Source organism: Streptomyces sp. Y20 (genome assembly GCF_043195475.1).
Taxonomy (GTDB): domain Bacteria; phylum Actinomycetota; class Actinomycetes; order Streptomycetales; family Streptomycetaceae; genus Streptomyces.
In genome coordinates this window covers 1-23,642 of the sequence record NZ_JBIDDP010000007.1, presented here as the reverse complement: position 1 = coordinate 23,642, position 23,642 = coordinate 1, and the positions used below count along the sequence as shown (strand labels likewise).

Annotated in this window: 24 protein-coding genes; 22 read left to right on the top strand and 2 right to left on the bottom strand. The window is 72.3% G+C overall.

Features of this window, described 5'->3' with window-relative positions:
• Window positions 1–15: 15 nt before the first annotated feature.
• Entirely contained in the window at window positions 16–672 is a 657-nt protein-coding gene (locus ACGFT1_RS18995; RefSeq protein ID WP_373910125.1) for a bifunctional DNA primase/polymerase, read from the bottom strand.
• A 455-nt stretch (window positions 673–1,127) separates the two neighbouring features.
• On the opposite strand from ACGFT1_RS18995, the gene ACGFT1_RS18990 reads away from it, so the two are divergent.
• The 5 genes from ACGFT1_RS18990 to ffh all read left to right on the top strand — a co-directional run bounded on the left by ACGFT1_RS18990 (window position 1,128) and on the right by ffh (window position 8,780).
• On the top strand, window positions 1,128–2,606 hold the full coding sequence (locus ACGFT1_RS18990; RefSeq protein ID WP_373910124.1) for a hypothetical protein: 1,479 nt from the start codon (window positions 1,128–1,130) through the stop codon (window positions 2,604–2,606).
• A 329-nt stretch (window positions 2,607–2,935) separates the two neighbouring features.
• The gene (locus tag ACGFT1_RS18985) at window positions 2,936–4,273 is read left to right on the top strand and encodes an ammonium transporter (RefSeq protein ID WP_373910123.1); all 1,338 of its coding nucleotides are present in this window, start codon (window positions 2,936–2,938) and stop codon (window positions 4,271–4,273) included.
• On the top strand, window positions 4,270–4,608 hold the full coding sequence (locus ACGFT1_RS18980; protein ID WP_039656487.1) for a P-II family nitrogen regulator: 339 nt from the start codon (window positions 4,270–4,272) through the stop codon (window positions 4,606–4,608). Before ACGFT1_RS18985 ends, ACGFT1_RS18980 begins: the two co-directional genes overlap by 4 nt.
• A gap of 41 nt (window positions 4,609–4,649) precedes the next feature.
• On the top strand, window positions 4,650–7,142 hold the full coding sequence (locus ACGFT1_RS18975; protein ID WP_373910122.1) for a [protein-PII] uridylyltransferase: 2,493 nt from the start codon (window positions 4,650–4,652) through the stop codon (window positions 7,140–7,142).
• A gap of 84 nt (window positions 7,143–7,226) precedes the next feature.
• Window positions 7,227–8,780, top strand: coding sequence for a signal recognition particle protein (gene ffh / locus ACGFT1_RS18970; RefSeq protein ID WP_361993930.1), 1,554 nt, complete (start codon window positions 7,227–7,229; stop codon window positions 8,778–8,780).
• Between the two features lie 214 nt (window positions 8,781–8,994).
• On the opposite strand, the gene ACGFT1_RS18965 is transcribed toward ffh, so the two are convergent.
• A complete protein-coding gene (locus tag ACGFT1_RS18965; protein ID WP_373910121.1) occupies window positions 8,995–9,876 on the bottom strand; it encodes a class I SAM-dependent methyltransferase in 882 nt (293 codons plus the stop codon).
• Window positions 9,877–10,401: 525 nt separating this feature from the next.
• Here ACGFT1_RS18965 and ACGFT1_RS18960 point away from each other — a divergent pair.
• The 17 genes from ACGFT1_RS18960 (at window position 10,402) to ACGFT1_RS18880 (ending at window position 23,546) form a co-directional block, all read left to right on the top strand.
• Window positions 10,402–10,998, top strand: coding sequence for a hypothetical protein (locus ACGFT1_RS18960; RefSeq protein ID WP_373910120.1), 597 nt, complete (start codon window positions 10,402–10,404; stop codon window positions 10,996–10,998).
• Between the two features lie 360 nt (window positions 10,999–11,358).
• The gene (gene rpsP / locus ACGFT1_RS18955) at window positions 11,359–11,781 is read left to right on the top strand and encodes a 30S ribosomal protein S16 (RefSeq protein ID WP_121786685.1); all 423 of its coding nucleotides are present in this window, start codon (window positions 11,359–11,361) and stop codon (window positions 11,779–11,781) included.
• Window positions 11,782–11,786: 5 nt separating this feature from the next.
• Entirely contained in the window at window positions 11,787–12,026 is a 240-nt protein-coding gene (locus tag ACGFT1_RS18950) for an RNA-binding protein (RefSeq protein WP_373910119.1), read from the top strand.
• Between the two features lie 94 nt (window positions 12,027–12,120).
• The gene (rimM, locus tag ACGFT1_RS18945) at window positions 12,121–12,666 is read left to right on the top strand and encodes a ribosome maturation factor RimM (protein WP_373910118.1); all 546 of its coding nucleotides are present in this window, start codon (window positions 12,121–12,123) and stop codon (window positions 12,664–12,666) included.
• On the top strand, window positions 12,663–13,496 hold the full coding sequence (trmD, locus tag ACGFT1_RS18940; RefSeq protein WP_373910117.1) for a tRNA (guanosine(37)-N1)-methyltransferase TrmD: 834 nt from the start codon (window positions 12,663–12,665) through the stop codon (window positions 13,494–13,496). Before rimM ends, trmD begins: the two co-directional genes overlap by 4 nt.
• Before the next feature lie 133 nt (window positions 13,497–13,629).
• Window positions 13,630–13,980 (top strand): 50S ribosomal protein L19, encoded by a 351-nt coding sequence (gene rplS, locus ACGFT1_RS18935; RefSeq protein ID WP_373910116.1) that lies wholly within the window; start codon window positions 13,630–13,632, stop codon window positions 13,978–13,980.
• Between the two features lie 45 nt (window positions 13,981–14,025).
• A complete protein-coding gene (gene lepB / locus ACGFT1_RS18930) occupies window positions 14,026–14,721 on the top strand; it encodes a signal peptidase I (protein ID WP_373910115.1) in 696 nt (231 codons plus the stop codon).
• Window positions 14,714–15,865: a signal peptidase I gene (gene lepB / locus ACGFT1_RS18925; RefSeq protein WP_373910114.1), complete on the top strand. Its 1,152-nt coding sequence runs from the start codon at window positions 14,714–14,716 to the stop codon at window positions 15,863–15,865. The genes lepB (ACGFT1_RS18930) and lepB (ACGFT1_RS18925) overlap by 8 nt, the downstream gene beginning before the upstream one ends.
• The gene (lepB, locus tag ACGFT1_RS18920; RefSeq protein WP_373910113.1) at window positions 15,813–16,730 is read left to right on the top strand and encodes a signal peptidase I; all 918 of its coding nucleotides are present in this window, start codon (window positions 15,813–15,815) and stop codon (window positions 16,728–16,730) included. Before lepB (ACGFT1_RS18925) ends, lepB (ACGFT1_RS18920) begins: the two co-directional genes overlap by 53 nt.
• Window positions 16,731–16,788: 58 nt before the next feature.
• A complete protein-coding gene (gene lepB / locus ACGFT1_RS18915; RefSeq protein ID WP_373910112.1) occupies window positions 16,789–17,574 on the top strand; it encodes a signal peptidase I in 786 nt (261 codons plus the stop codon).
• The gene (locus tag ACGFT1_RS18910; RefSeq protein ID WP_373910111.1) at window positions 17,564–18,130 is read left to right on the top strand and encodes an NUDIX hydrolase; all 567 of its coding nucleotides are present in this window, start codon (window positions 17,564–17,566) and stop codon (window positions 18,128–18,130) included. Before lepB (ACGFT1_RS18915) ends, ACGFT1_RS18910 begins: the two co-directional genes overlap by 11 nt.
• Before the next feature lie 56 nt (window positions 18,131–18,186).
• Window positions 18,187–18,495, top strand: a complete 309-nt coding sequence (locus ACGFT1_RS18905; RefSeq protein ID WP_003965949.1) for a DUF2469 domain-containing protein — start codon at window positions 18,187–18,189, stop codon at window positions 18,493–18,495.
• A 126-nt stretch (window positions 18,496–18,621) separates the two neighbouring features.
• Window positions 18,622–18,984 carry a YraN family protein gene (locus ACGFT1_RS18900; protein ID WP_373910110.1) on the top strand — a complete coding sequence of 121 codons (363 nt, stop codon included), beginning with the start codon at window positions 18,622–18,624 and terminating at the stop codon, window positions 18,982–18,984.
• On the top strand, window positions 18,985–20,610 hold the full coding sequence (locus ACGFT1_RS18895; RefSeq protein WP_373910109.1) for a YifB family Mg chelatase-like AAA ATPase: 1,626 nt from the start codon (window positions 18,985–18,987) through the stop codon (window positions 20,608–20,610).
• Window positions 20,607–21,767 carry a DNA-processing protein DprA gene (gene dprA, locus ACGFT1_RS18890; RefSeq protein ID WP_373910108.1) on the top strand — a complete coding sequence of 387 codons (1,161 nt, stop codon included), beginning with the start codon at window positions 20,607–20,609 and terminating at the stop codon, window positions 21,765–21,767. Before ACGFT1_RS18895 ends, dprA begins: the two co-directional genes overlap by 4 nt.
• A 312-nt stretch (window positions 21,768–22,079) precedes the next feature.
• Entirely contained in the window at window positions 22,080–22,922 is an 843-nt protein-coding gene (whiG, locus tag ACGFT1_RS18885; protein WP_361993966.1) for an RNA polymerase sigma factor WhiG, read from the top strand.
• A 66-nt stretch (window positions 22,923–22,988) separates the two neighbouring features.
• A complete protein-coding gene (locus ACGFT1_RS18880) occupies window positions 22,989–23,546 on the top strand; it encodes a TetR/AcrR family transcriptional regulator (protein ID WP_373910435.1) in 558 nt (185 codons plus the stop codon).
• The last annotated feature ends 96 nt before the right edge of the window (window positions 23,547–23,642 follow it).

Genomic DNA, 23,642 nt, shown 5'->3' with positions numbered 1-23,642 from the left:
TTGTGTGCCCGCCGGTCAGTCCCGGGAGCGGTGCGCCACATAGGCCAGCGCGCCCAGCAGCAGCCGGGCCGCCGGCGGACGTGTCGCCGCGTCCAGCGCGGGCGGGCGCAGCCATCGCACCGGGCCCAGCCCGCCCCGGTCGGACGGCGGCGCGGTGATGTACGTCCCCGGTCCGAGCCCGCGCAGGTCCAGCGCGCCGGGGTCGTCCCAGCCCATGCGGTAGAGCAGCCGGGGGAGGTCCGCGGCACAGCCGGGTGCCACGAAGAAGCGGGCGCGGCCGTCCGGGCCGGCGGTGACCGGGCCGAGGGGGAGGCCCATGCGCTCCAGGCGGACCAGGGCCCGGCGGCCGGCGGCCTCGGAAACCTCGAGGACATCGAACGCCCGGCCGACCGGCAGCATCACCGAGGCGCCCGGGAACTCGGCCCAGGCCTTGCCGACCTCTTCCAGCGTGGCCCCGGCAGGCACGGGCGGCGCGAATCCCAGGGGGTGCGCGCCCGGCGCCGGGCAGTCGGGCCGTTCGCACGAACAGGCGCCCGCCGCGGCCCGCGCTCCCGGCACCACGTCCCAGCCCCACAGCCCGGTGAACTCGGCGACGGCGGTGCACTCGGCGGACCGGCCGCGCCGGCGCGTGCCGGAACGGATCTCACGGATGCCGCCGATCGTGAAGCCCATGCCCCCTCCAACGGGTGCTGCGCGCCGGTGGTCACGCCACGGAACGAGACGGAAGCGGAACGTAACGTTACGGCGCGCCCGTCCCTGGCGCTGCGGGGACGAAGCGGCGCTTGGAAGCACACCGGGTGGCGCATCGCGGGATACGCGCCCCCACGTGCATCACTTCGCCCGCTCCCGTTCGTCTTGTGTCAAGTCAATCGTGTGCAGCCGGCCGTGAGTTCATACGAAGGGGTGGCGAATGGTGGCGATTCCGGGATTCCCGTGGCTGGGAGCGTGATCGGGGGATTACTGTCAGTGTGCGAGTCCTGGGGCGCAAGTACCCGTGGGTATGCCGGAGGCAAGGCGCCAGCTCGTTCGAAGGGTGAGAAGCGGCGGACGGCGGACCGTCCTCACCGGCATTCTGATAGGGCTTGGCGCACTCGGCGGCAAGTGGTCTCAGGGATGGGGGCTTTCCAGTGGGCGGCAACGGCGGTGGCGGGACGAACGCTGACAAGCGCCCCAACGAGCTGCTCGGCTCGTGGTTCGTGCGCAGCGGCTGGTCCAAGGGCGAGCTGGCCCGCCAAGTGAACCGCAGGGCACGTCAGTTGGGCGCCAACCACATCTCCACCGACACCTCGCGCGTGCGGCGCTGGCTGGACGGGGAGAACCCGCGCGAACCGATCCCGCGCATCCTCTCGGAGCTGTTCTCCGAGCGCTTCGGCTGCGTGGTCTCCATCGAGGACCTCGGCCTGCGCGCCGCCCGCCAGTCACCCGCCGCCTCCGGCGTCGACCTGCCGTGGACGGGCCCGCAGGCGGTCGCCCTGCTCAGCGAGTTCTCCCGCAGCGATCTGATGCTCGCCCGGCGCGGCTTCCTCGGCACCTCCCTCGCGCTGTCCGCGGGGCCCTCCCTCATCGAGCCCATGCAGCGCTGGCTCGTGCCGGCCCCGGGCGTCACGGACCCGTCCGAACCGCGGTCCGCCCTCGACTCCCGCCGGCCGGGCCGGCTCTCCCGGCCCGAGCTGGACCTGCTGGAGTCCACCACGCGCATGTTCCGCCAGTGGGACGCCCAGTGCGGCGGCGGCTTGCGCCGCAAGGCGGTCGTCGGCCAGCTGCACGAGGTCACCGACCTGCTCCAGGAACCCCAGCCCGAGGGCACCACCCGCAAGTTGTTCCAGGTCGCCGCCGAACTGGCCGAACTGGCCGGCTGGATGTCGTACGACGTCGGCCTCCAGCCCACCGCGCAGAAGTACTTCGTCCTCGCCCTGCACGCCGCCAAGGAGGCCGGGGACAAGCCGCTCGGCTCGTACATCCTCTCCAGCATGAGCCGCCAGATGATCCATCTCGGCCGGCCGGAGGACGCCCTGGAGCTGATCCACCTCGCCCAGTACGGCAGCCGCGACTGCGCGAGCCCGCGCACCCAGTCCATGCTGTATGCGATGGAGGCCCGCGCCTACGCGAACATGGGCCAGCCCGGCAGGACCAAGCGCGCGGTCCGCATGGCCGAGGACACCTTCGCCGAGGCCGACGAGTGGGACGAGCCGGACCCCGACTGGATCCGCTTCTTCTCCGAGGCCGAGCTGTACGCAGAGAACTCCCACTCCTACCGCGACCTCGCCTATGTCGCCGGCCGCAGCCCCACCTACGCCTCCCTCGCCGAGCCGCTCATGCGGCGGGCGGTGGAGCTGTTCGCCGAGGACTCCGAGCACCAGCGGTCCTACGCGCTCAACCTCATCGGCGTGGCCACCGTGCACCTGCTCCAGCGCGAGCCAGAGGAGAGCACGGTCTACGCCGCACGGGCCATGGACATCGCCAAGAAGGTCCGCTCCGAGCGTGTGAACACTCGTATCCGAAAGACGGTCGACACGGCCGTACGCGACTTCGGCGACCTCGGCGCCGTGGTCGACCTCGCCGGCAAGCTCGCCGTCGATCTCCCCGAGAGCGCCGAGGCCGTCTGACCCGGCGAGAACACATGCCCCGGCCGCGGCCGGTCCTCCCGAACTGCCCGACTCGGCTCCCCCATGCCAGGTCATCGAGAGGCCGGCCGCGGCCGGCTCTCTCTCCGCCGGAGCAGGTCGCGCCACGATAACGATCCCGCGACCGGGCATCCCGCACTTCACCGGCGCGTAACACGCACGGCGTCTTCGTCACCCCGGCGAAACAACGAGGGGCTTCCACGGAAACCGCGCTGCGCCAGTCTCAGGGCGCATAACCGGCCACCCCTCAACCGACCGGACCGCTCAGGCACCGCCCGCACGGGGCCGTACCAACCGACGAGGAGACGCCGATGGCACCAGCCATCATGCTTGCGGCGGACGCACCCAGACTGTCGTCCGCCAACACCGGCTTCATGCTCATCTGTTCCGCCCTGGTGATGCTCATGACGCCGGGCCTGGCCTTCTTCTACGGAGGCATGGTCCGCGTCAAGAGCACCCTGAACATGCTGATGATGAGCTTCATCAGCCTCGGGATCGTCACCATTCTCTGGGTGCTCTACGGCTTCTCCCTCGCCTTCGGCACGGGCAACAAGCTGATCGGCTGGAACACCGACTGGTTCGGGCTCAGCAACATCGGGCTGACGGAGCTCTGGGACGGCTACACCATCCCGGTCTACGTCTTCATGGTCTTCCAGCTGATGTTCGCGATCATCACACCGGCCCTGATCAGCGGCGCCCTCGCGGACCGCGTCAAGTTCTCCGCCTGGGCGCTCTTCATCACCCTGTGGGTCACGATCGTCTACGTGCCGGTCGCCCACTGGGTCTGGGGCGCCGACGGCTGGGCCTACAAGCTGGGCGTGATCGACTTCGCGGGCGGTACGGCGGTCCACATCAACGCCGGTGCGGCGGCCCTCGGCGTCATCCTCGTCATCGGCAGGCGCGTCGGCTTCAAGCGGGACCCGATGCGCCCGCACAGCCTCCCGCTGGTCATGCTCGGCGCCGGTCTCCTCTGGTTCGGCTGGTTCGGCTTCAACGCCGGCTCCTGGCTCGGCAACGACGACGGCGTCGGCGCGCTGATGTTCGTCAACACGCAGGTCGCCACCGCCGCCGCCATGCTGGCCTGGCTCGCCTACGAGAAGATCCGCCACGGCGCCTTCACCACGCTCGGCGCCGCCTCCGGCGCGGTCGCCGGCCTCGTCGCCATCACGCCCTCCGGCGGCGCGGTCTCCCCGCTCGGCGCGATCGCCGTGGGTGCCATAGCCGGTGTGGCCTGCGCCGCGGCCGTCGGCCTGAAGTTCCGGTTCGGCTTCGACGACTCCCTCGACGTCGTCGGCGTCCACATGGTCGGCGGCATCATCGGCTCGCTGCTCATCGGCTTCTTCGCCACCGGCAAGGGCCAGTCCGCCGCCACGGGCGTCCTCTACGGCGACCACACGTTCACCCAGCTGTGGAAGCAGTGCGCCGGTGTCTTCGCGGTCCTCGCCTACTCCCTGATCGTCTCCGCCGTCCTCGCCTTCCTCCTCGACCGGACCCTCGGCATGCGGGTCACCGAGGACGAGGAGGTCTCCGGCATCGACCAGGCGGAGCACGCCGAGACCGCATACGACTTCAGCGGCGCCGGCGGCGGGGTCACCGCGACCACCGCCCACGCCCCGGGCGCCACGCAGACCAGGAAGGTGGACGCATGAAGCTCATCACGGCCGTCGTCAAGCCCCACCGGCTCGACGAGATCAAGGAAGCCCTCCAGGCATTCGGCGTCCACGGACTGACGGTCACCGAGGCCAGCGGTTACGGTCGGCAGCGGGGCCACACCGAGGTCTACCGCGGCGCCGAGTACACCGTCGACCTCGTCCCCAAGATCCGCATCGAGGTCCTGGCCGAGGACGACGACGCCGAACAGCTGATCGAGGTCGTCGTCAAGGCCGCCCGTACGGGCAAGATCGGTGACGGCAAGGTGTGGTCGCTGCCGGTCGAGACGGCGGTACGGGTCCGCACGGGCGAGCGCGGGCCGGACGCGCTCTGACACGGACGCGCTTGGACACGACGGAAGAACGGAGTCGCCGGGTGACGGGTACGGATGTGCGCGACGAAGCGGAAGACTCGGGACCCAGCGGCTACGCGGCGGCCCGGCTGCGCCTCCTCGGTGAGGGGGCGCAGCCCGGGCCGCCGCGCCGTGGCGCCCTCGCGGAACTGACCGACGACTGGCTCGCCGGACTGTTCGGCGCGGCGGCCGGCGGCCTCGGCGGCGTCTCGCTCGTCGCCGTCGGCGGCTACGGCCGCGGGGAACTCTCCCCGCGCAGCGACCTCGACCTCGTGCTGCTGCACGACGGCTCGGACCCCGGCGCGGTCGCCGCCCTCGCCGACCGGCTCTGGTACCCGGTGTGGGACCTCGGCATCGCCCTGGACCACTCGGTGCGCACCCCGGTCGAGGCCCGCAGGACGGCCGGCGAGGACCTGAAGGTGCACCTCGGCCTCCTGGACGCCCGCCACCTCGCCGGTGACCTCGGCCTCACCGCCGGTCTGCGCACCGCCGTCCTCACCGAATGGCGCAATCAGGCGCCCAAGCGCCTGCCCGAACTCCGGGAACTGTGTGCCGAGCGGGCCGAACGGCAGGGCGAGCTGCGCTACCTGCTGGAACCCGACCTCAAGGAGGCCCGCGGCGGCCTCCGCGACGCCACCGCCCTGCGCGCCGTCGCCGCGTCCTGGCTGGCCGACGCCCCGCGCGAGGGCCTGGCCGACGCCCGCCGCCGCCTCCTCGACGTCCGTGACGCCCTCCACCTGTCCACCGGCCGCGCCACCGACCGGCTCGCCCTTCAGGAGCAGGACCAGGTGGCCGCCGCGCTGGGGCTGCTGGATGCCGACGCCCTGTTGCGGCAGGTCTACGAGGCGGCCCGTGTGATCGCGTACGCCAGCGATGTCACCTGGCGCGAGGTGGGGCGCGTGCTGCGCGCCCGCGCCGTCCGGCCGCGCCTGCGGAAACTGGCGAAGGACCGGGGTGACTTCCTCCGCAGGGCGGTGGCGGGTGACGGCGGCAAACCCGTCACCGAGCGCTCCCCGCTCGCCGAGGGCGTCGTCGAGCAGGACGGCGAGGTGGTGCTCGCCCGCGCCGCACGCCCCGAACGCGACCCCGTGCTGCCGTTGCGCGCCGCGGCCGCCGCCGCGCAGGCCGGCCTCCCCCTCTCCCCGCACGCCGTACGGCGCATGGCCGCCACCGCGCGCCCCCTGCCCGCGCCCTGGCCCGCCGAGGCCCGCGAACAACTGGTCACCCTGCTCGGCTCCGGCCGCCCGACGGTCGACGTCTGGGAGGCACTGGAGGCCGACGGCCTGATCACCCGCCTGCTCCCCGACTGGGAACGGGTCCGCTGCCGCCCCCAGCGCAACGCCGTGCACGTGTGGACCGTCGACCGGCACCTGATCGAGACCGCCGTCCGCGCCTCCGAGCTCACCCGCCGCGTCAGCCGCCCCGACCTGCTCCTCGTCGCCGCCCTGCTGCACGACATCGGCAAGGGCTGGCCCGGTGACCACTCGGTGGCCGGCGAGATCATCGCCAGGGACGTCGCCGCGCGGATCGGCTTCGACCGCGCGGACGTGGAGGCACTGTCCACGCTCGTGCGGCACCACCTGCTGCTGGTGGAGACGGCCACCCGCCGCGACCTGGACGATCCGGCCACGGTCCGCTCGGTCGCCGAGGCGGTCGGCACCCAGGGCATCCTGGAGCTGCTGCACGCCCTCACCGAGGCGGACGCCCTCGCCACCGGCCCGGCCGCCTGGTCGTCCTGGCGCGCCTCCCTCGTCACCGACCTGGTCCGCCGGGTCCGTGCCGTCCTCGCCGGGGACGCCCCCGACGAGCCCGAGCCGGCCGCGCCCACCGCCGAGCAGGAACGCCTCGGCATCGAGGCCTTCCGCACCGGCGGCCCGGCCCTCGCCCTGCGCGCCCAGAGCGAACCCGTCCCAGACGAGGAACCGTCCGGTGACCCCGAACCTCTGGGCGTCGAACTCCTGGTCGCCGTACCCGACCAGCCCGGCGTGCTGCCCGCGGTCGCCGGTGTCCTCGCCGTCCACCGCCTGACCGTGCGCACCGCGGAACTGCGCGCCCTGCGCCTGCCCGCGGACGTGGACGACGCCGGCTCGGTCCTCCTGCTGAACTGGCGGGTCGCCGCCGAGTACGGCTCCCTGCCGCAGGCGGCCCGCCTGCGCGCCGACCTGGTCCGCGCCCTGGACGGCACCCTGGACATCGCCGGCCGCCTCGCCGAACGCGACGCGGCCTATCCCCGCCGCCGCGGCCGGACCGCCCCGCCGCCCCGCGTGACCGTGGCCCCGGCCGCCTCCCACCACGCCACGGTGATCGAGGTCCGCGCCCAGGACGCGCCGGGCCTGCTGTACCGCATCGGCATGGCCCTGGAGAAGGCGGGCGTACGGGTGCGGAGCATGCACGTGAGTACGCTCGGCTCCAACGCGGTGGACGCGTTCTACGTCACCACGGGCACGGGCGCGCCGCTGCCCGGCCAGGACGCCACGTCGACGGCCGGGGCACTGGAGGAGACGCTGCGCGGGTGACCCTGCCCCGGTGCACCCGGCGCCGGGATACCCTGGAGGGCGATTCCCAGAAGACCGTCACCGACCCCGAGGACCGCGAGCGCCGTGTTCGACACTCTCTCCGATCGCCTGTCAGCGACTTTCAAGAACCTGCGCGGCAAGGGACGGCTCTCCGAGGCGGACATCGACGCCACGGCACGTGAGATCCGTATCGCGCTGCTCGAAGCGGACGTGGCGCTGCCCGTCGTGCGGTCGTTCATCAAGAACCTCAAGGAGCGCGCGCTCGGTGCCGATGTCTCCCGGGCGCTGAACCCCGCCCAGCAGGTCCTCAAGATCGTCAACGAGGAACTGGTCACCATCCTCGGCGGTGAGACCCGCCGCCTGCGCTTCGCCAAGCAGCCGCCCACCGTGATCATGCTCGCCGGTCTCCAGGGCGCCGGTAAGACCACCCTCGCGGGCAAGCTCGGCCGGTGGCTCAAGGAGCAGGGCCACTCCCCGCTGCTGGTCGCCTGTGACCTCCAGCGTCCCAACGCCGTCAACCAGCTGAGCGTCGTCGCCGAGCGCGCCGGCGTCGCGGTGTACGCCCCCGAGCCGGGCAACGGCGTCGGTGACCCGGTGAAGGTCGCCAAGGACTCCATCGAGTTCGCGAAGTCCAAGGTCCACGACATCGTGATCGTCGACACCGCCGGCCGCCTCGGCATCGACGCCGACATGATGCAGCAGGCCGCGGACATCCGGGACGCGGTCTCCCCGGACGAGATCCTGTTCGTGGTCGACGCCATGATCGGTCAGGACGCCGTCAACACCGCCGAGGCCTTCCGTGACGGCGTCGGCTTCGACGGTGTGGTGCTCTCCAAGCTCGACGGCGACGCCCGTGGTGGCGCGGCCCTGTCGATCCGGCAGATCACCGGCAAGCCGATCATGTTCGCGTCCAACGGCGAGAAGCTGGACGAGTTCGACGCGTTCCACCCGGACCGGATGGCCTCCCGCATCCTCGACATGGGTGACCTGCTCACCCTGATCGAGCAGGCGGAGAAGACGTTCAGTCAGGAAGAGGCCCAGAAGATGGCCTCGAAGCTGGCGTCCAGGAAGGGCCAGGACTTCACCCTGGACGACTTCCTGTCCCAGATGGAGCAGGTCAGGAAGATGGGCAGCATCAGCAAGCTGCTCGGCATGCTCCCCGGCATGGGCCAGATCAAGGACCAGATCAACAACCTGGACGAGCGGGACGTCGACCGCACGGCCGCGATCATCAAGTCGATGACCCCGGCCGAGCGCCAGGAGCCGACGATCATCAACGGCTCCCGCCGCGCCCGTATCGCCAAGGGTTCCGGTGTCGAGGTCAGCGCGGTGAAGAACCTGGTCGAGCGGTTCTTCGAGGCCCGCAAGATGATGTCCCGCATGGCCCAGGGCGGCGGCATGCCGGGCATGCCGGGGATCCCGGGCATGGGCGGCGGCCCCGGCCGGCAGAAGAAGCAGCAGAAGAAGACCAAGGGCAAGCAGCGCTCCGGCAACCCGATGAAGCGCAAGCAGCAGGAGCTGGAGGCGGCCCAGCGCCGCGAGGCCGCCGCGCAGAACGGGGGCGCGCTCGGGCTGCCCGGCCAGCAGGTCCCCCAGGACTTCGAACTGCCGGACGAGTTCAAGAAGTTCATGGGCTGACCGCGCCCATGGACCGACCGGGTCCGTACGTCGCCGGGGGCGCCCCTTGTGTACGGGGGCGCCCCCGGCGCATGCCGGTGACGGCCCGGTGCCGTACCGCCCCGGTACGGCTCACCCCGCGCCGCCGCGCAAGCCGCCGGACCGGCCCGGGCGCATCGAGGCGTAACGCCCACCGGATCGCCGGCATCGCCCGTTCCGGCGCGGACGGTACCGGTCAGGGCACGCGGGCGACGAGGTAGCGGAAGACGTTCGGCATCCACACCGTGCCGTCCGGGCGGCGGTGCGGATGCAGGGCCTCCGTCAGTTCCTTGGCCACCTGCCCGGCGTCGGTCGCCGCGATCGCCGCGTCGAACAGACCGGTGGAGAGCAGCCCGCGGACGGCGCTGCCGAGATCGGCGTACCCGAACGGGCAGGCGACCCGGCCCGAGCCGTCCGGCCGGAGCCCGGCCCGCTGGGCGGCCTCCTCCAGGTCGTCCCGCCGGGCCGGCCGCCAGCGGTCCGCGCCGCGCGGCGGGCCGGCCGGTTCCGCGGCCACCCGCAGCACCGAGGCGGTGGCGCAGCGCTCCGGCGGTCCCCAGCCGGCCAGCACCACGGCGGCCCCCCGCCCGGCCAGCGGCACCGCCGCGGCGAGGAGGTCGCCGAGCCCTTCGGGGTCGCCCGCGAGGCCGCCGACCGGCTCCAGGACGGTGACCACGGTGTACCCGCCCTTCTCGGCGCCGGCCGCGCACAAGGGCGGGCCGTCGAGGAGGCGCGCGGGCGTACGCGCGCGCGTGCCGGGCGGGAGAGCCCGTCCGCCGGGCGGGAGGGCCGGCCCCAGACGTTCACGTGCCAGGGCCAGCCGTTCGGGGGACGCGGAGTCGGCGCCCGTGACCGCGGCCCCTCGTGAGGCCGCCATCAGCAGGGCCAGTCCGGCCCCGCAGCGCAGGCCCAGCAGCCGGGTACCGGGACCCACGTCGAGTCGGTCGTACACGGTTTCGTACAGAGGTACGAGCATCCGCTCCTGGATCTCGGACCAGTCACGCGCGCGTGCGCTCCGGTCCACGCGCGGTGCGCAGACCGCGCGGGACACGTGCTGCCGCACGAGCGTAGGTGTCATAGGTAAGCGCCCCAATCCGCCGACAGTTCGCCGCCGCGCCCGGTCGCATGGCCCCCGTGTGCCGTGCGCGCGCCCTTCCCACGTATGCCAGGTAACTCCCGCCTCGCGGCGCCGTCCAGGGGTCGAGGACCCCGGCTTGGTGCCGGGACACCGGTGTGGCGAGAATTCACGCCCCGGCAATGCGGCCGGCCGTACGGTGTCCGTTCCGCCGGGACGGGCCGGTGCCGGGGGGCCGGGCGGCTCGGGGTAACGTCACGAGCGCCGTGGACGCTGACCGAGGTGAGGCCGAGCGCGGGAAGCGGCCGAAACACCTCTTGCGGATCCGCCGCCCACGGTTGTGCCAGGGCGTACGGGCTCGGGCGTAGCGCGGACTACGCACCAGCTTGGTAGGAGCTGCGAGGCTTCTCCGCAGATCAGCGCACCCGCCCTCGTCTCCCCGCATCAGCGGCAACTGACGGGTACGTGCAAATTATTTGGGATGCCCCGGAATAGGAACACAGCGGCACCCCCGCTCGTTGTCATTACGTGAGCACGACACAGACACCACCTGTTCTCGCCGCGGAGCTGGCGCAGGCGTGGGCCGACATTCAGCGGTACCACCCCGAGCTGCCGGATCTCGCCGCGCCGGAGTCCCTGATCGGAGAGTCGTCGTCCGCGTGCGGACCCGCACTCTCCTTCGAGCGACTGCTCCATGAGGCAGTCCACGGCATCGCCGCCGCCCGGGGGGTCCGCGACACCTCCCGGGCCGGCCGTTACCACAACCGTCGTTTCCTCGCGATCGCCGAGGAGCTGGGCCTGGACCACCCCGATGAGCCGCACCCGAGCAGCGGCTTCTCGCTGGTGACGCTCAACCCCGAGGCGAAGCGGCGTTACCGCCCGACCATCGAGCGGCTCCAGCGCGCGCTGAAGGCCCACACGGCGGCCACCTCGGCCGACACCTCCCGGACCTTCCGCGGCCCGGCCGCCCGGCACGGCTCCTCCGGCGGCGGCGTCCGGGTCAAGGCGGTGTGCGACTGCGGCCGCAACGTCCGGGTCGTCCCCTCGGTCCTGGCCCAGGCCCCCATCGTCTGCGGCGGCTGCGGCAAGCCGTTCCGGATCCCGGAGGTCGTGGGGGCGGCGTAGTCACGAACCGCGGTCACCGGCATCTCGTGGGTGCCGGACGAGGGCAATCGCACCCCGCGGACGGTTCGTGCCTCCCCCCGGCTCCTTCCGGCCGGGGGGACCCCGCCCCGCACGGCGGGCGCGGACGGCACCCGCGCGGTCACGTCCACGCCGGGTGCCGCGCCGTGCTGCCCGGCCCCGGCTCGCGCACCCCGGCAGAGGGCGACCCGCCGGGTATGGCACAATGGCTAGCTGTACTCGACAGCCGCACAGGACCCCTCTCTCCTCCGGCTGACGCGTCCGTCGGGCACTCGGGTACCGCAACCCCACGCGGCGTCCCGTCGTACCCAACTCACGTCAAATCCAGGAGAACCCACTCCCGTGGCAGTCAAGATCAAGCTGAAGCGTCTGGGCAAGATCCGTTCGCCTCACTACCGCATCGTCGTCGCCGACTCCCGTACCCGCCGTGACGGCCGGGCCATCGAGGAGATCGGCAAGTACCACCCGACCTACCACCCCTCGATCATCGAGGTGGACGCCGACCGCGTGGCGTACTGGCTCGGTGTCGGCGCTCAGCCGACCGAGCCCGTTCTCGCCATCCTGAAGAAGACCGGCGACTGGCAGAAGTTCAAGGGCGAGCCGGCTCCCGCGCCGCTCCTCGTCGCCGAGCCGAAGGCCGCTCGTCCGACGTTCGAGGCTCTCGGCGGAGACGACGAGGGCAAGGGTGAGGCCATCACCCAGAAGAAGAAGGCTGAGAAGAAGGACGAGGCCGCTGCCGAGTCCTCCGAGTCGACCGAGGCCTGAGCAGCATGCTCGAAGAGGCGCTTGAGCACCTCGTGAAGGGCATCGTCGACAACCCTGACGATGTGCAGGTCGCCTCGCGTGATCTGCGTCGCGGTCGTGTGCTCGAGGTCCGGGTCCACCCGGACGACCTCGGCAAGGTCATCGGCCGCAACGGCCGTACCGCGCGCGCCCTGCGCACCGTCGTGGGCGCCATCGGCGGTCGCGGTGTCCGCGTCGACCTCGTCGACGCGGACCACGTCCGCTGACGCTTCATCGCAACCGGCTCGGGCCGGGGACGGCCATTGGGCCGTCCCCGGCCCGCAGTCGTGTGAGGCAGAAGATGACAGGAGAATTGGACACGTGCAGCTGGTAGTCGGACGGATCGGCCGCGCCCACGGCATCAAGGGCGAGGTCACCGTCGAGGTACGTACCGACGAGCCCGAACTGCGGCTCGCCCCGGGCGCCGTCCTGGCCACCGACCCGGCCTCCGCCGGGCCGCTCGCCATCGCCACCGGGCGCGTCCACAGCGGCCGTCTGCTCCTGCGCTTCGAGGGCGTCACCGACCGCACCGCCGCCGAGGCCCTGCGCAACACCCTGCTGATCGCCGAGATCGACCCCGAGGAACTCCCCGAGGGCGAGGACGAGTACTACGACCATCAGCTGATCGACCTGGACGTGGTCACCGAGGACGGCACCGAGGTGGGCCGGATCACCGAGGTCTCGCACCTGCCCTCCCAGGACCTGTTCATCGTGGAACGCCCGGACGGCAGCGAGGTGATGATCCCCTTCGTGGAGGAGATCGTCACCGAGATCGACCTGGAGGAGCAGAAGGCGGTCATCGCGCCTCCGCCGGGCCTGATCGACGACCGCGCCGAGATCGCCTCCGCCAGGGACGAAGAGGCATGAGGCTCGACGTCGTCACGATCTTCCCCGAGTACCTGGAACCGCTGAACGTCTCCCTCGTCGGCAAGGCACGCGCGCGCGGGCAGCTCGACGTCCACGTGCACGACCTGCGCGCCTGGACGTACGACCGGCACAACACCGTCGACGACACCCCCTACGGCGGCGGCCCCGGCATGGTCATGAAGACCGACCCCTGGGGCGACGCCCTGGACACGGTCCTCGCCGACGGCTACGAGACGGGCGCCAGCTCCCCCGCACTCATCGTGCCCACCCCCAGCGGCCGGCCCTTCACCCAGGACCTGGCCGTCGAGCTGTCCGAGCGGCCCTGGCTGGTCTTCACCCCGGCCCGCTACGAGGGCATCGACCGGCGGGTCATCGACGAGTACGCGACCCGCGTGCCGGTCCACGAGATCTCCATCGGCGACTACGTCCTCGCCGGCGGCGAGGCGGCCGTCCTCGTCATCACGGAGGCCGTGGCCCGGCTGCTGCCCGGCGTCCTCGGCAACGCCGAGTCCCACCGCGACGACTCCTTCGCGCCCGGCGCGATGGCGAGCCTCCTCGAAGGCCCCGTCTACACCAAGCCGCCCGTCTGGCGCGACCGGGACATCCCCGAGGTCCTGCTCAGCGGCCACCACGGCAGGATCGCCCGCTGGCGCCGCGACGAGGCCCTGCGGCGTACGACGGCGAACCGGCCGGACCTGATCGAACGCTGCGCCCCCGGGGCCTTCGACAAGAAGGACCGCGAGATGCTCTCCGTCCTCGGCTGGGAACCGGACCCGGCGGGCGACCCGTACGGCCGATTTTGGCGCCGGGCGGGCGGCATGGAAGAATAGGCCGATGTTGTGCGTCCGTCCGGCGCGCGCCCCTGCCACAGGGGGAGACGACGCCCGCCCGACCGCACGACAGACCTCTTGTACACCTATCTCCCGTTGATGACCTGTGGCATCAGCGAAGAAAGCAGACGAAATGTCTCACCTGCTCGACATCGTCGACGGCGCGTCGCTGCGCACCGACATCCCGGCCTTCCGCCCGGGTGACACCGTCAACGTGCACGTCCGCGTCATCGAGGGCAACCGCTCCCGTGTGCAGCAGTTCAAGGGCGTGGTGATCCGCCGCCAGGGCTCCGGCGTCCGCGAGACCTTCACGGTCCGCAAGGTCTCGTTCTCCGTCGGCGTCGAGCGCACCTTCCCGGTGCACACCCCGATCGTCGAGAAGATCGAGCTGGTCACCCGTGGTGACGTGCGCCGCGCCAAGCTGTACTACCTCCGTGAGCTGCGCGGCAAGGCCGCGAAGATCAAGGAGAAGCGCGACAACTGAGTGCTTCCCCGGCGTCATAGCGGGGCCGGATAGCATCTGGCCCCGATGGACACCGAAGCTCAGCCCACGGAACGCGACCGCCCCTCCCGCCCGGAGTCCCCGGGTACGGAGGGCCGGTCGCGTTTCGCGTTGGCGGCACGTGCCGCGGACCGGGTCCCGGGCGGCCGGATGACCCTCGGCCTCTTCGCCTGCCTGGCCTTCCTGCTGCTCCTCAACGCCTTCGTGATGCAGCCGTTCCAGATCCCGAGCGGATCCATGGAGCAGGGGTTGAGGATCGGGGACCGCGTTCTCGTAAACAAGTTGGCGTACCGTTTCGGTGCCCAGCCGCGCCGCGGCGACGTGATCGTGTTCGACGGGACCGGGTACTTCGGGAACGCGGACTACGTCAAACGCGTGGTCGGGGTGGGCGGGGACCACGTGGTCTGCTGCGACCAGAAGGGAAGGCTCGAGGTGAACGGCCGGCCGGTCGACGAGACGGCGATCCTCTATCCGGGGGACGCCCCCTCCGGCGTGCCCTTCGACGTCGCCGTGCCCGCCGGGCGCCTGTTCGTCCTCGGCGACCACCGCGGCGACTCCAGCGACTCCCGCGACCATCTCGGCTCACCCGGCGGTGGCATGATCCCCGTGGGCGACGTCATCGGCCGCGCCGACTGGATCGTGTGGCCCTACCGCCACTGGACTCATCTGACCCGGCCGTCCGCCTACGCGCGCGTGTCCGCCGCGGCAGGCGCCCATGGGTAACCGCGGCAAACGGCGCGGCCCGCCCGGCACGCCCGCCGACGACCTGCTGCCCACCGGCGCCCGCCGCACCTCCGCGTCCGGCGGTGGCCGCGCCTCGGCGTCCGGCGGTGGCCGCACGCGCGCGGAGCGGCGGAAACTCCAGCGCAAGGTCAAGCGCAAGCGCAGGCGTTCCGCCGTCCGGGAGATCCCCCTGCTGGTCGGTGTCGCCGTCCTCATAGCGCTCGTCCTGAAGACGTTCCTCGTCCAGGCGTTCGTGATCCCCTCCGGATCCATGGAGGAGACGATCCGGATCGGCGACCGGGTCCTGGTCGACAAGTTCACCCCGTGGTTCGGCGCCCGGCCCGAGCGCGGCGACGTCGTCGTGTTCCACGACCCGGGCGGCTGGCTGCAGGACGAGCAGACCGCCAAGAAGAACGACCCCGTGGTCGTCAAGCAGCTCAAGGAAGGCCTGACATTCATCGGCCTGCTGCCCTCCGACAACGAGAAGGACCTGATCAAACGGGTCATCGGAGTCGGCGGCGACCACGTCAAGTGCTGTGACGCACAGGGCCGCGTCACCGTCAACGGCGTACCGCTCACCGAGGGCGCCTACGTGTACCCGGGGGACGCGCCCTCCGCCACGCCCTTCGACATCACCGTCCCCAAGGGCCGGCTGTGGGTGATGGGCGACCACCGGGGCAACTCCGCGGACTCCCGCTTCCACCAGAACACGCCCTACGGCGGCACGGTCTCCGAGGACTCGGTCGTCGGCCGGGCCATGGTCATCGGCTGGCCGCTGGGCCACTGGACGCGCCTGGAGGAACCTAAAACCTTTGCAAGTGTCACCGAGTCCGTGTCGGGGACGACCGCGGCTCACCGGCCGTCGCATAGGGTTGCCCAGGAGAATCCGAACGGAACGACCCGGCTCCCGACCCCTGCGGAACTCCCGCTCGTTATGGGAGTGGTGGGCCTGCGGCGTATGCGGGGCAGGCAGCGGCAGAGAGTGAGGAGTTGGCGTGGGGGATGTGGCGGTTGGCGCACGGTCGGGACACGACGGCGAGGAGAACCGCGGGCGTCCCGTGGAGTCGGACGGCCCCGGCCGGGACGGCGCCATGACCTCCGGGGACGAGGCGGTGACCGGCGGCGAGGGCGCCCGGGAAGGTGAGCGGCCGAGCGGCTCCGGGGACGCGGGCACGGACGGAACGGGCCGCCGGCCGGCGAAGCCGCGCTCGTTCTGGAAGGAACTCCCGCTCCTGATCGGCATCGCGCTGGTCCTGGCGCTGCTGATCAAGACCTTCCTGGTGCAGGCGTTCTCGATCCCGTCGGACTCGATGCAGAACACCCTCCAGCAGGGTGACCGCGTCCTCGTCGACAAGCTCACCCCGTGGTTCGGTTCCGAGCCCGAGCGCGGCGAGGTCGTCGTCTTCCACGACCCGGACAACTGGCTGGCGGGCGAGCCGACACCCAACCCGAACCCGGTGCAGAAGGTCCTCAGCTGGGTCGGCCTGATGCCGTCGGCCGAGGAGAAGGACCTCATCAAGCGCGTGATCGGGGTCGGCGGCGACACGGTCGAGTGCAAGGGCAGCGGCCCGCTGAAGGTCAACGGCAAGGCGCTGAACGAGCCGTACGTCTACCCGGGCAACACCCCGTGCACCGTGGACGAGCTGGGCGGCCAGTTCAAGGTGAAGGTCCCCAAGGGTTACATCTGGGTGATGGGCGACCACCGCCAGAACTCCCGTGACTCGCGCTACAACCAGTCGGACAAGAACCACGGCATGGTCCCCGTCGACAAGGCCGTCGGCCGCGCCATCGTCAAGGCCTGGCCGATCAACCGCTGGGGCACCCTGCCGGTCCCGGACACCTTCGGCCAGCCCGGCCTGGACCGGCAGTCCTCCGCCGCCGCGTGGCTGACGGTGGCCCCGCAGGGCGCGGCCGTCGCCGCGGTCCTGCCGGTGGCCGTGTGGCGGCGCCGGCGTGCGAACCGGCCGGAGACCTGCGCCGCACGGAAGGCCGCGTCCGGGCGACGCTGACCCCCGCCGGAGAACAGGGGCTCCCCCCGCTCGGTACCGCCGGGTAGGGTGCGGGTCCATGGGTGGCGAGAGCATGACGCGTACGGCCCCGCAACGCGGCGGCACCGGTACGGCACGGGCCGGCGCCGGCCGGGTCGGGCAGCGGCTGTCCGGGCTGGCCGTGGCGCTGGGCGTGGTGCTGTTCCTCGGCGGCTTCGCGTGGGGCGCCGTGGTCTACCGGCCGTACACCGTGCCCACCAGCTCCATGACCCCCACCATCGACGCCGGTGACCGGGTCATGGCCCAGCGCGTCGACGGGGACGAGGTGCGGCGCGGTGACGTGGTCGTCTTCGAGGACAAGAGCTGGGTCGACAACGCGAAAGTGGTCAAGCGCGTGGTCGCCGTCGGCGGCGACACCGTCTCCTGCTGCACCGACGGCAAGCTGACGGTCAACGGCAAGCAGATCGACGAGCCCTATCTGCCCAAGGGCAGCCTGGCCGAGAACAAGGACGTTCCCGAGGTGACCGTGCCCAAGGGCCGGCTGTTCCTCCTCGGCGACGAACGCCAGGGCTCCCTGGACTCCACCGCCCACCTCACGGACACGGCCCGGGGCACCGTCTCCCGCGACGCCGTCTCGGCCCGCGTGGACGCCGTCGTCTGGCCCTGGAGGGGCATGCTCGCGCGCCCCACCGGCTTCGAAGCACTCGGCGCCCTCTCCCGACCCGGCCCGCTGCGCACGATCGAGCTGCTGATCGCCGCCGGCGCCGTCCTGATCCTCGGCGGCGGCGCCTACGGCCCGATAGCTGGCCTGTTCGGCCGCTCCCGCGCCCGCACCGCCCACCCGGGGACGACCGGTGCCGGCTGAGACCGCGCGGCCGGCCGGGGACCCCCACGACGGCGAGCAGCCGTACGGGGGCGCGGCACCCTCCGGGAGCGAGCGCGACCTGCGCAAGGTGGCCCGGGTGGTGCTGCTCGACCCGCAGGACCGCATCCTGCTGCTGCACGGCCACGAGCCGGACGACCCGGCCGACGACTGGTGGTTCACGCCCGGCGGCGGTCTGGAGGGCGCCGAGACACGCGAGGAGGCCGCGCTGCGGGAACTCGCCGAGGAGACCGGCATCACCGACGTCGACCTCGGTCCCGTGCTCTGGCGGCGCCGCTGCTCGTTCCCGTTCGCGGGCCGCCGCTGGGACCAGGACGAGTGGTACTACCTGGCACGTACCGCCCGGACGGACGTCGCGGCGACGGGGCTGACGGAGCTGGAACGGCGCACTGTCGCCGGAGCGCGCTGGTGGACGTGCCGGGAACTGACCCGGGCACATGAGACGGTGTATCCGACCAGACTCGCCGAGCTGCTGCGCACGCTGCTCGTCGAAGGTCCCCCGGCCAGGCCCGTGACCCTCGACACGGAAATCGTCTGAGGGAATGCCGGACTGGCGCACAATGGGTGGATCGCACGGCTGAAGGGGAACATGCCATGAGCGCCGAGGACCTCGAGAAGTACGAGACCGAGATGGAGCTGAAGCTCTACCGGGAGTACCGAGATGTCGTCGGTCTGTTCAAATACGTGATCGAGACCGAGCGGCGTTTCTATCTCACCAATGACTACGAGATGCAGGTGCACTCGGTCCAGGGCGAGGTGTTCTTCGAGGTGAGCATGGCGGACGCCTGGGTCTGGGACATGTACCGACCGGCGCGCTTCGTCAAGCAGGTCCGCGTCCTTACGTTCAAGGACGTGAACATCGAAGAGCTGAACAAGAGCGACCTGGAACTCCCGGGCGGCTGATGACCTGGGTTTTCCCCGTTCCCCGCCCGTTCGGGTGACGGAGTTCTCCACAACCGCCGATCCATCCACCAAGATCAACACTTGGGGACGGGGCGCGTGACGGTTGGCGCCGGAGGTGGTGCCGACATGAACGCACGAGAAGCAATCGGCAGGTACGGCGAGGACCTGGCCGCCCGGCGGCTCGCCGAGACCGGCATGACGATCCTGGAGCGCAACTGGCGCTGCGGACGGACCGGCGAGATCGACATCGTGGCGCGGGACGCCGACGCACTGGTCGTCTGCGAGGTGAAGACCCGCAGGGGCGGTGGCTACGAACATCCGATGGCCGCCGTCACCCCCGAGAAGGCCGCCAGGCTGCGCCGGCTCGCCGAACACTGGATCCAGGCCCACGGCGGAGCACCGCCGGGCGGCGTCCGCATCGACCTGATCGGCGTGGTGCTGCCCCGCCGGGGCGCCCCGTCCGTCGAGCACGCACGGGGGGTGGCCTGAATGGCGTTCGCCCGTACGTGCTCGGTGGCCCTCGTCGGCGTCGACGGCGTGGTCGTCGAGGTCCAGGCCGACCTCGAACCCGGCGTCGCCGCGTTCACCCTGGTCGGCCTCCCGGACAAGAGCCTGACGGAAAGCCGGGACCGGGTCCGGGCGGCGGTGGTGAACTCGGGAGCCGAGTGGCCGCAGAAGAAGCTCACCGTCGGACTCAGCCCGGCCTCGGTACCCAAGGCCGGCTCCGGCTTCGACCTCGCCGTCGCGTGTGCGGTGCTCGGTGCCGCCGAGCGCATCGACCCCCGGGTACTCGCCGACATCGTCATGATCGGAGAGCTGGGCCTGGACGGCCGCGTCCGGCCGGTCCGGGGCATCCTGCCCGCCGTGCTGGCCGCGGCCGACGCCGGGTACGAGCAGGTGGTCGTACCCGAGTGCGCCGCCGCCGAGGCCGCGCTCGTCCCCGGTGTGTCCGTACTGGGCGTGCGCAGCCTGCGACAGCTCATCGCGGTCCTCACCGACGAACCCGTCCCCGACGAGGTGCCCGACGATCACGGCCGCCCCGACCCGCTCCTGGCCGGCCTGCGGGTACCGGGCACGGGTGCCGCCACCGGCATGCACAGAAGCGGCGCCGCTCAGCACGACCAGGAACACGATCTGGCGGACGTCGTGGGGCAGATCTCCGCCCGCACCGCCGTGGAGGTGTCCGCCGCCGGAGGCCACCACCTCTTCCTGGAGGGACCACCCGGCGCGGGCAAGACCATGCTCGCCGAACGCCTGCCCGCCGTCCTTCCCCGGCTCACCCGGGAGGAGTCGCTGGAGGTGACGGCGGTGCACTCGGTCGCGGGACTGCTGCCACCGGGCAAGCCGCTCATCGACGCCGCGCCCTACTGCGCACCGCACCATTCGGCCACGATGCAGTCACTCGTCGGCGGCGGAGCGGGCTTCGCGCGCCCGGGAGCGGTGTCCCTCGCCCACCGAGGGGTGTTGTTCCTGGACGAGGCGCCCGAGTTCCGCAGCCAGACCCTGGACGCGCTGCGCCAGCCACTGGAGTCGGGGCACGTCGTCATCGCGCGCAGCGCCGGCGTGGTCCGGTTCCCGGCGAGATTCCTCATGGTGCTGGCGGCCAACCCCTGTCCCTGCGGACGGTTCTCGCCCCGCGACTCGCTGTGCGAATGCCCCCCGTCGGTGATCCGCCGCTACCAGTCCCGGCTGTCCGGACCGCTCCTGGACAGGGTGGACCTGCGCGTCGAGGTCGATCCGGTCACCCGGGCCCAGCTCACCGAGCCCGGCGCGCGAGGCGAGTCCACGGCGACCGTGGCGCACCGGGTCCAGCAGGCCCGTGAGCGGGCCGCGGCCCGCTTCGCCGGCACCCCGTGGCACACCAACAGCGAGGTGCCCGGCCGGGAGCTGCGCAGCCGGTACCAGGCCGTTTCCGGGGCGATGGACGAGGCCGAACGCAGCCTGGAGCGGGGCGTGCTCACCGCCCGTGGCATCGACCGGGTCCTGCGCGTCGCCTGGACGGTGGCCGACCTCGTCGGGCACGACCGGCCGGACGCGACCGACGTAACCCTGGCCCTGCAACTGCGCACCGGTGTCTCCCGAGGGGTACCGATGGCGATCGGAGCCCTTACATGACCGCGGCCGGCGACCCTGGCGACGAACGGCTCGGGCGGGTCTTTCTCGGGCGGGTGATCGAGCCGGGGGACGAGGTCGGCGGACGGTGGGTGCGGGAGCTCGGGGTGGGGGAGGTGGTGCGGCGGCTGCGGTGCCGCGGGGAGCCGCTGCCGGGGGTGAGCGGCACCCGGTGGGCGGGGCTCCTCGCCCGGGCCGGACGTGCCGAGCCGGAGCGGGACCTCGGCCTGGCGCGGGCCGCGGGGGCGCGGTTCCTGTGCCCGGGGGACAGCGAGTGGCCCCGGCAGCTCGACGACCTCGGTGACGCCCGGCCGGTCGGGCTGTGGGTGCGGGGCCGGCCGAGCCTGCGGATGTGGGCGCTGCGGTCGGTCGCCGTGGTGGGAGCCCGCGCGTGCACCGCATACGGCACCCACGTGGCGGCCACCCTCGCCTCGGACCTCGCCGAGCGCGGCTGGGTGGTGGTGTCGGGTGGCGCGTACGGCATCGACGGCGCCGCCCATCGCGGCGCCCTCGCCGCCCGCGGTGCCACCGTCGCCGTCCTGGCCTGCGGCCTCGACCGGCCCTACCCGCGCGGCCACACCGCGTTGCTCGACCGGATCGCGGAGCAGGGACTGATGGTAGGCGAGCTGCCGCCCGGGGACCATCCGACCCCGAGCCGGTTCATCCTGCGCAACCGGGTGATCGCCGCCCTGACCCGGGGAACGGTCGTCGTGGAGGCCGCCCGCCGCAGCGGCTCGCTGGCCACCGCGCGGGCCGCGCAGCGCCTCGGCCGGTTCACCATGGGCGTGCCCGGCCCGGTCAGCAGCGCCCTCTCCGCCGGCGTGCACGAGTTGCTGCGCGAGGAGGCCACCCTGGTCACCGATGCCGCGGACGTCGTGGAGCTCGTGGGCGACATGGGTGACCTCGCACCGGCCCGGCGGGGCCCGGTCCTCCCGCGCGACCTGCTGGAACCGGCCGCCCGGACCGTCCTCGCCGCCCTGCCCGGCAACCGCGCCGCCCCCGCCGGGGAGATCGCGCTCGGCGCCGGTACGACACCGGATGAGGCGATCGCGAGACTGTACGAACTCCGAGCACTTGGTTACGTCGAACGACACGGCGATGGCTGGAAGTTGACACGCCAGGCGATGACATCGGTCCAGGGTGGTCACCGCCCCCGCTGACCGAGCGTGTTCGGCCGTCCGGGGGAACTCCCGACGCCCTTGGGGTTTCCCGGAGTTGGCCCCTGCGGCCGGTCACGCACAGCGAACCGCCGACCGTGGCCGCCCGCCGGGCGGGAGCGCCCCGCGCACGGGTGGTGCCTCACTGTTCGCACACCGCGACTCCTCAGTCACGCTACGCTCACGAAAGCGGCGGTGCAGACCGCGCCAACGCGCCACCAGACCGACACCTCACCCAGTCAGCCCACTTCGGCCCCCCGCTCCCACCTCGCAGCAAGTCACGGCACTCCACGGCAGAACGGCACAAGGCGACGAATGCCCCAGCACACCTCCGGGTCCGACCGGGCGGCGATCCCCCCAGCCGCCCGCGACGGTGGCAACGTGCGGCCGCCCGCTCCCTCGACGCTCGACGAGCTGTGGCGGTCGTACAAGGCGACGGGGGACGACCGGCTGCGGGAGCAGCTGATCCTGCACTACTCGCCGCTCGTGAAATACGTCGCGGGCCGGGTCAGCGTCGGCCTGCCGCCCAACGTGGAGCAGGCGGACTTCGTGTCCTCCGGCGTCTTCGGGCTGATCGACGCGATCGAGAAGTTCGACATCGACCGGGAGATCAAGTTCGAGACGTACGCGATCACCCGGATCCGCGGCGCGATGATCGACGAACTGCGGGCGCTGGACTGGATCCCCCGCTCGGTCCGGCAGAAGGCGCGCAACGTCGAGCGCGCCTACGCCACCCTGGAGGCGCGGCTGCGGCGGACGCCGACGGAGAGCGAGGTCGCCGCCGAGCTGGACATGGAGGTCGAGGAACTGCACGCGGTGTTCAGCCAGCTGTCGCTGGCCAACGTCGTCGCCCTGGAGGAGCTGCTGCACGTCGGCGGCGAGGGCGGGGACCGGCTCAGTCTGATGGACACGCTGGAGGACACCGCCGCCGACAACCCGGTGGAGGTGGCCGAGGACCGGGAGCTGCGGCGGTTCCTCGCGCGGGCCATCAACACACTGCCGGAGCGGGAGAAGACCGTGGTCACGCTGTACTACTACGAGGGACTCACCCTCGCCGAGATCGGCAACGTGCTGGGCGTCACCGAGAGCCGGGTCAGCCAGATCCACACCAAGTCGGTGCTCCAGCTGCGGGCGAAGCTGGCGAGCTTCGGGCGTTGAGTCGCTCCCGTTCGCCCGGGGCGCGTCCGTAAAGTGGTCGGCGTGCCAAGGATTCGAGCGGCCTCCGTGGCCGAGCACCGGTCGATGCAGCGAGCCGCCCTGCTGGACGCGGCCCGGACCCTGCTGTCCGAGGGCGGGACGGAGGCGCTGACCTTTCCCGCGCTGGCCGAGCGGACCGGGCTCGCCCGGTCGTCGGTGTACGAGTACTTCCGGTCCCGGGCGGCCGTGGTCGAGGAGTTGTGCGAGGCCGACTTCCCCGTGTGGGCGGCGGAGGTCGCGGCGGCGATGGGGTGCGCCGAGTCACCCGAGGGCAAGGTCGAGGCCTATGTCCGGCGGCAGCTGGCCCTGGTGGGCGACCGGCGGCACCGGGCGGTCGTGGCCATCTCCGCAAGTGAGCTGGACGCCGGGGCCCGGGAGAAGATCCGCGCGGCCCACGGGGGGCTCGTCGCGATGGTCGTCGAGGCGCTGGGGCAGCTGGGGCACGGCGAGCCCCGGCTGGCGGCGATGCTGTTGCAGGGGGTCGTGGACGCGGCGGTCCGGCGGATCGAGCTGGGCGCGGCCGAGGACCCGGCCGTGGTGACGGAGGCCGCGGTGACCATGGCCCTGCACGGCGTCCGAGGCTGACCGCCCCCGCCCCCCGCCCCCCCGCCGCCCCCGACCGCCACGACGGCAACCGCCACAACCGGCTGGATCCCCCGCACCCCTTCCCCCGGACCATGC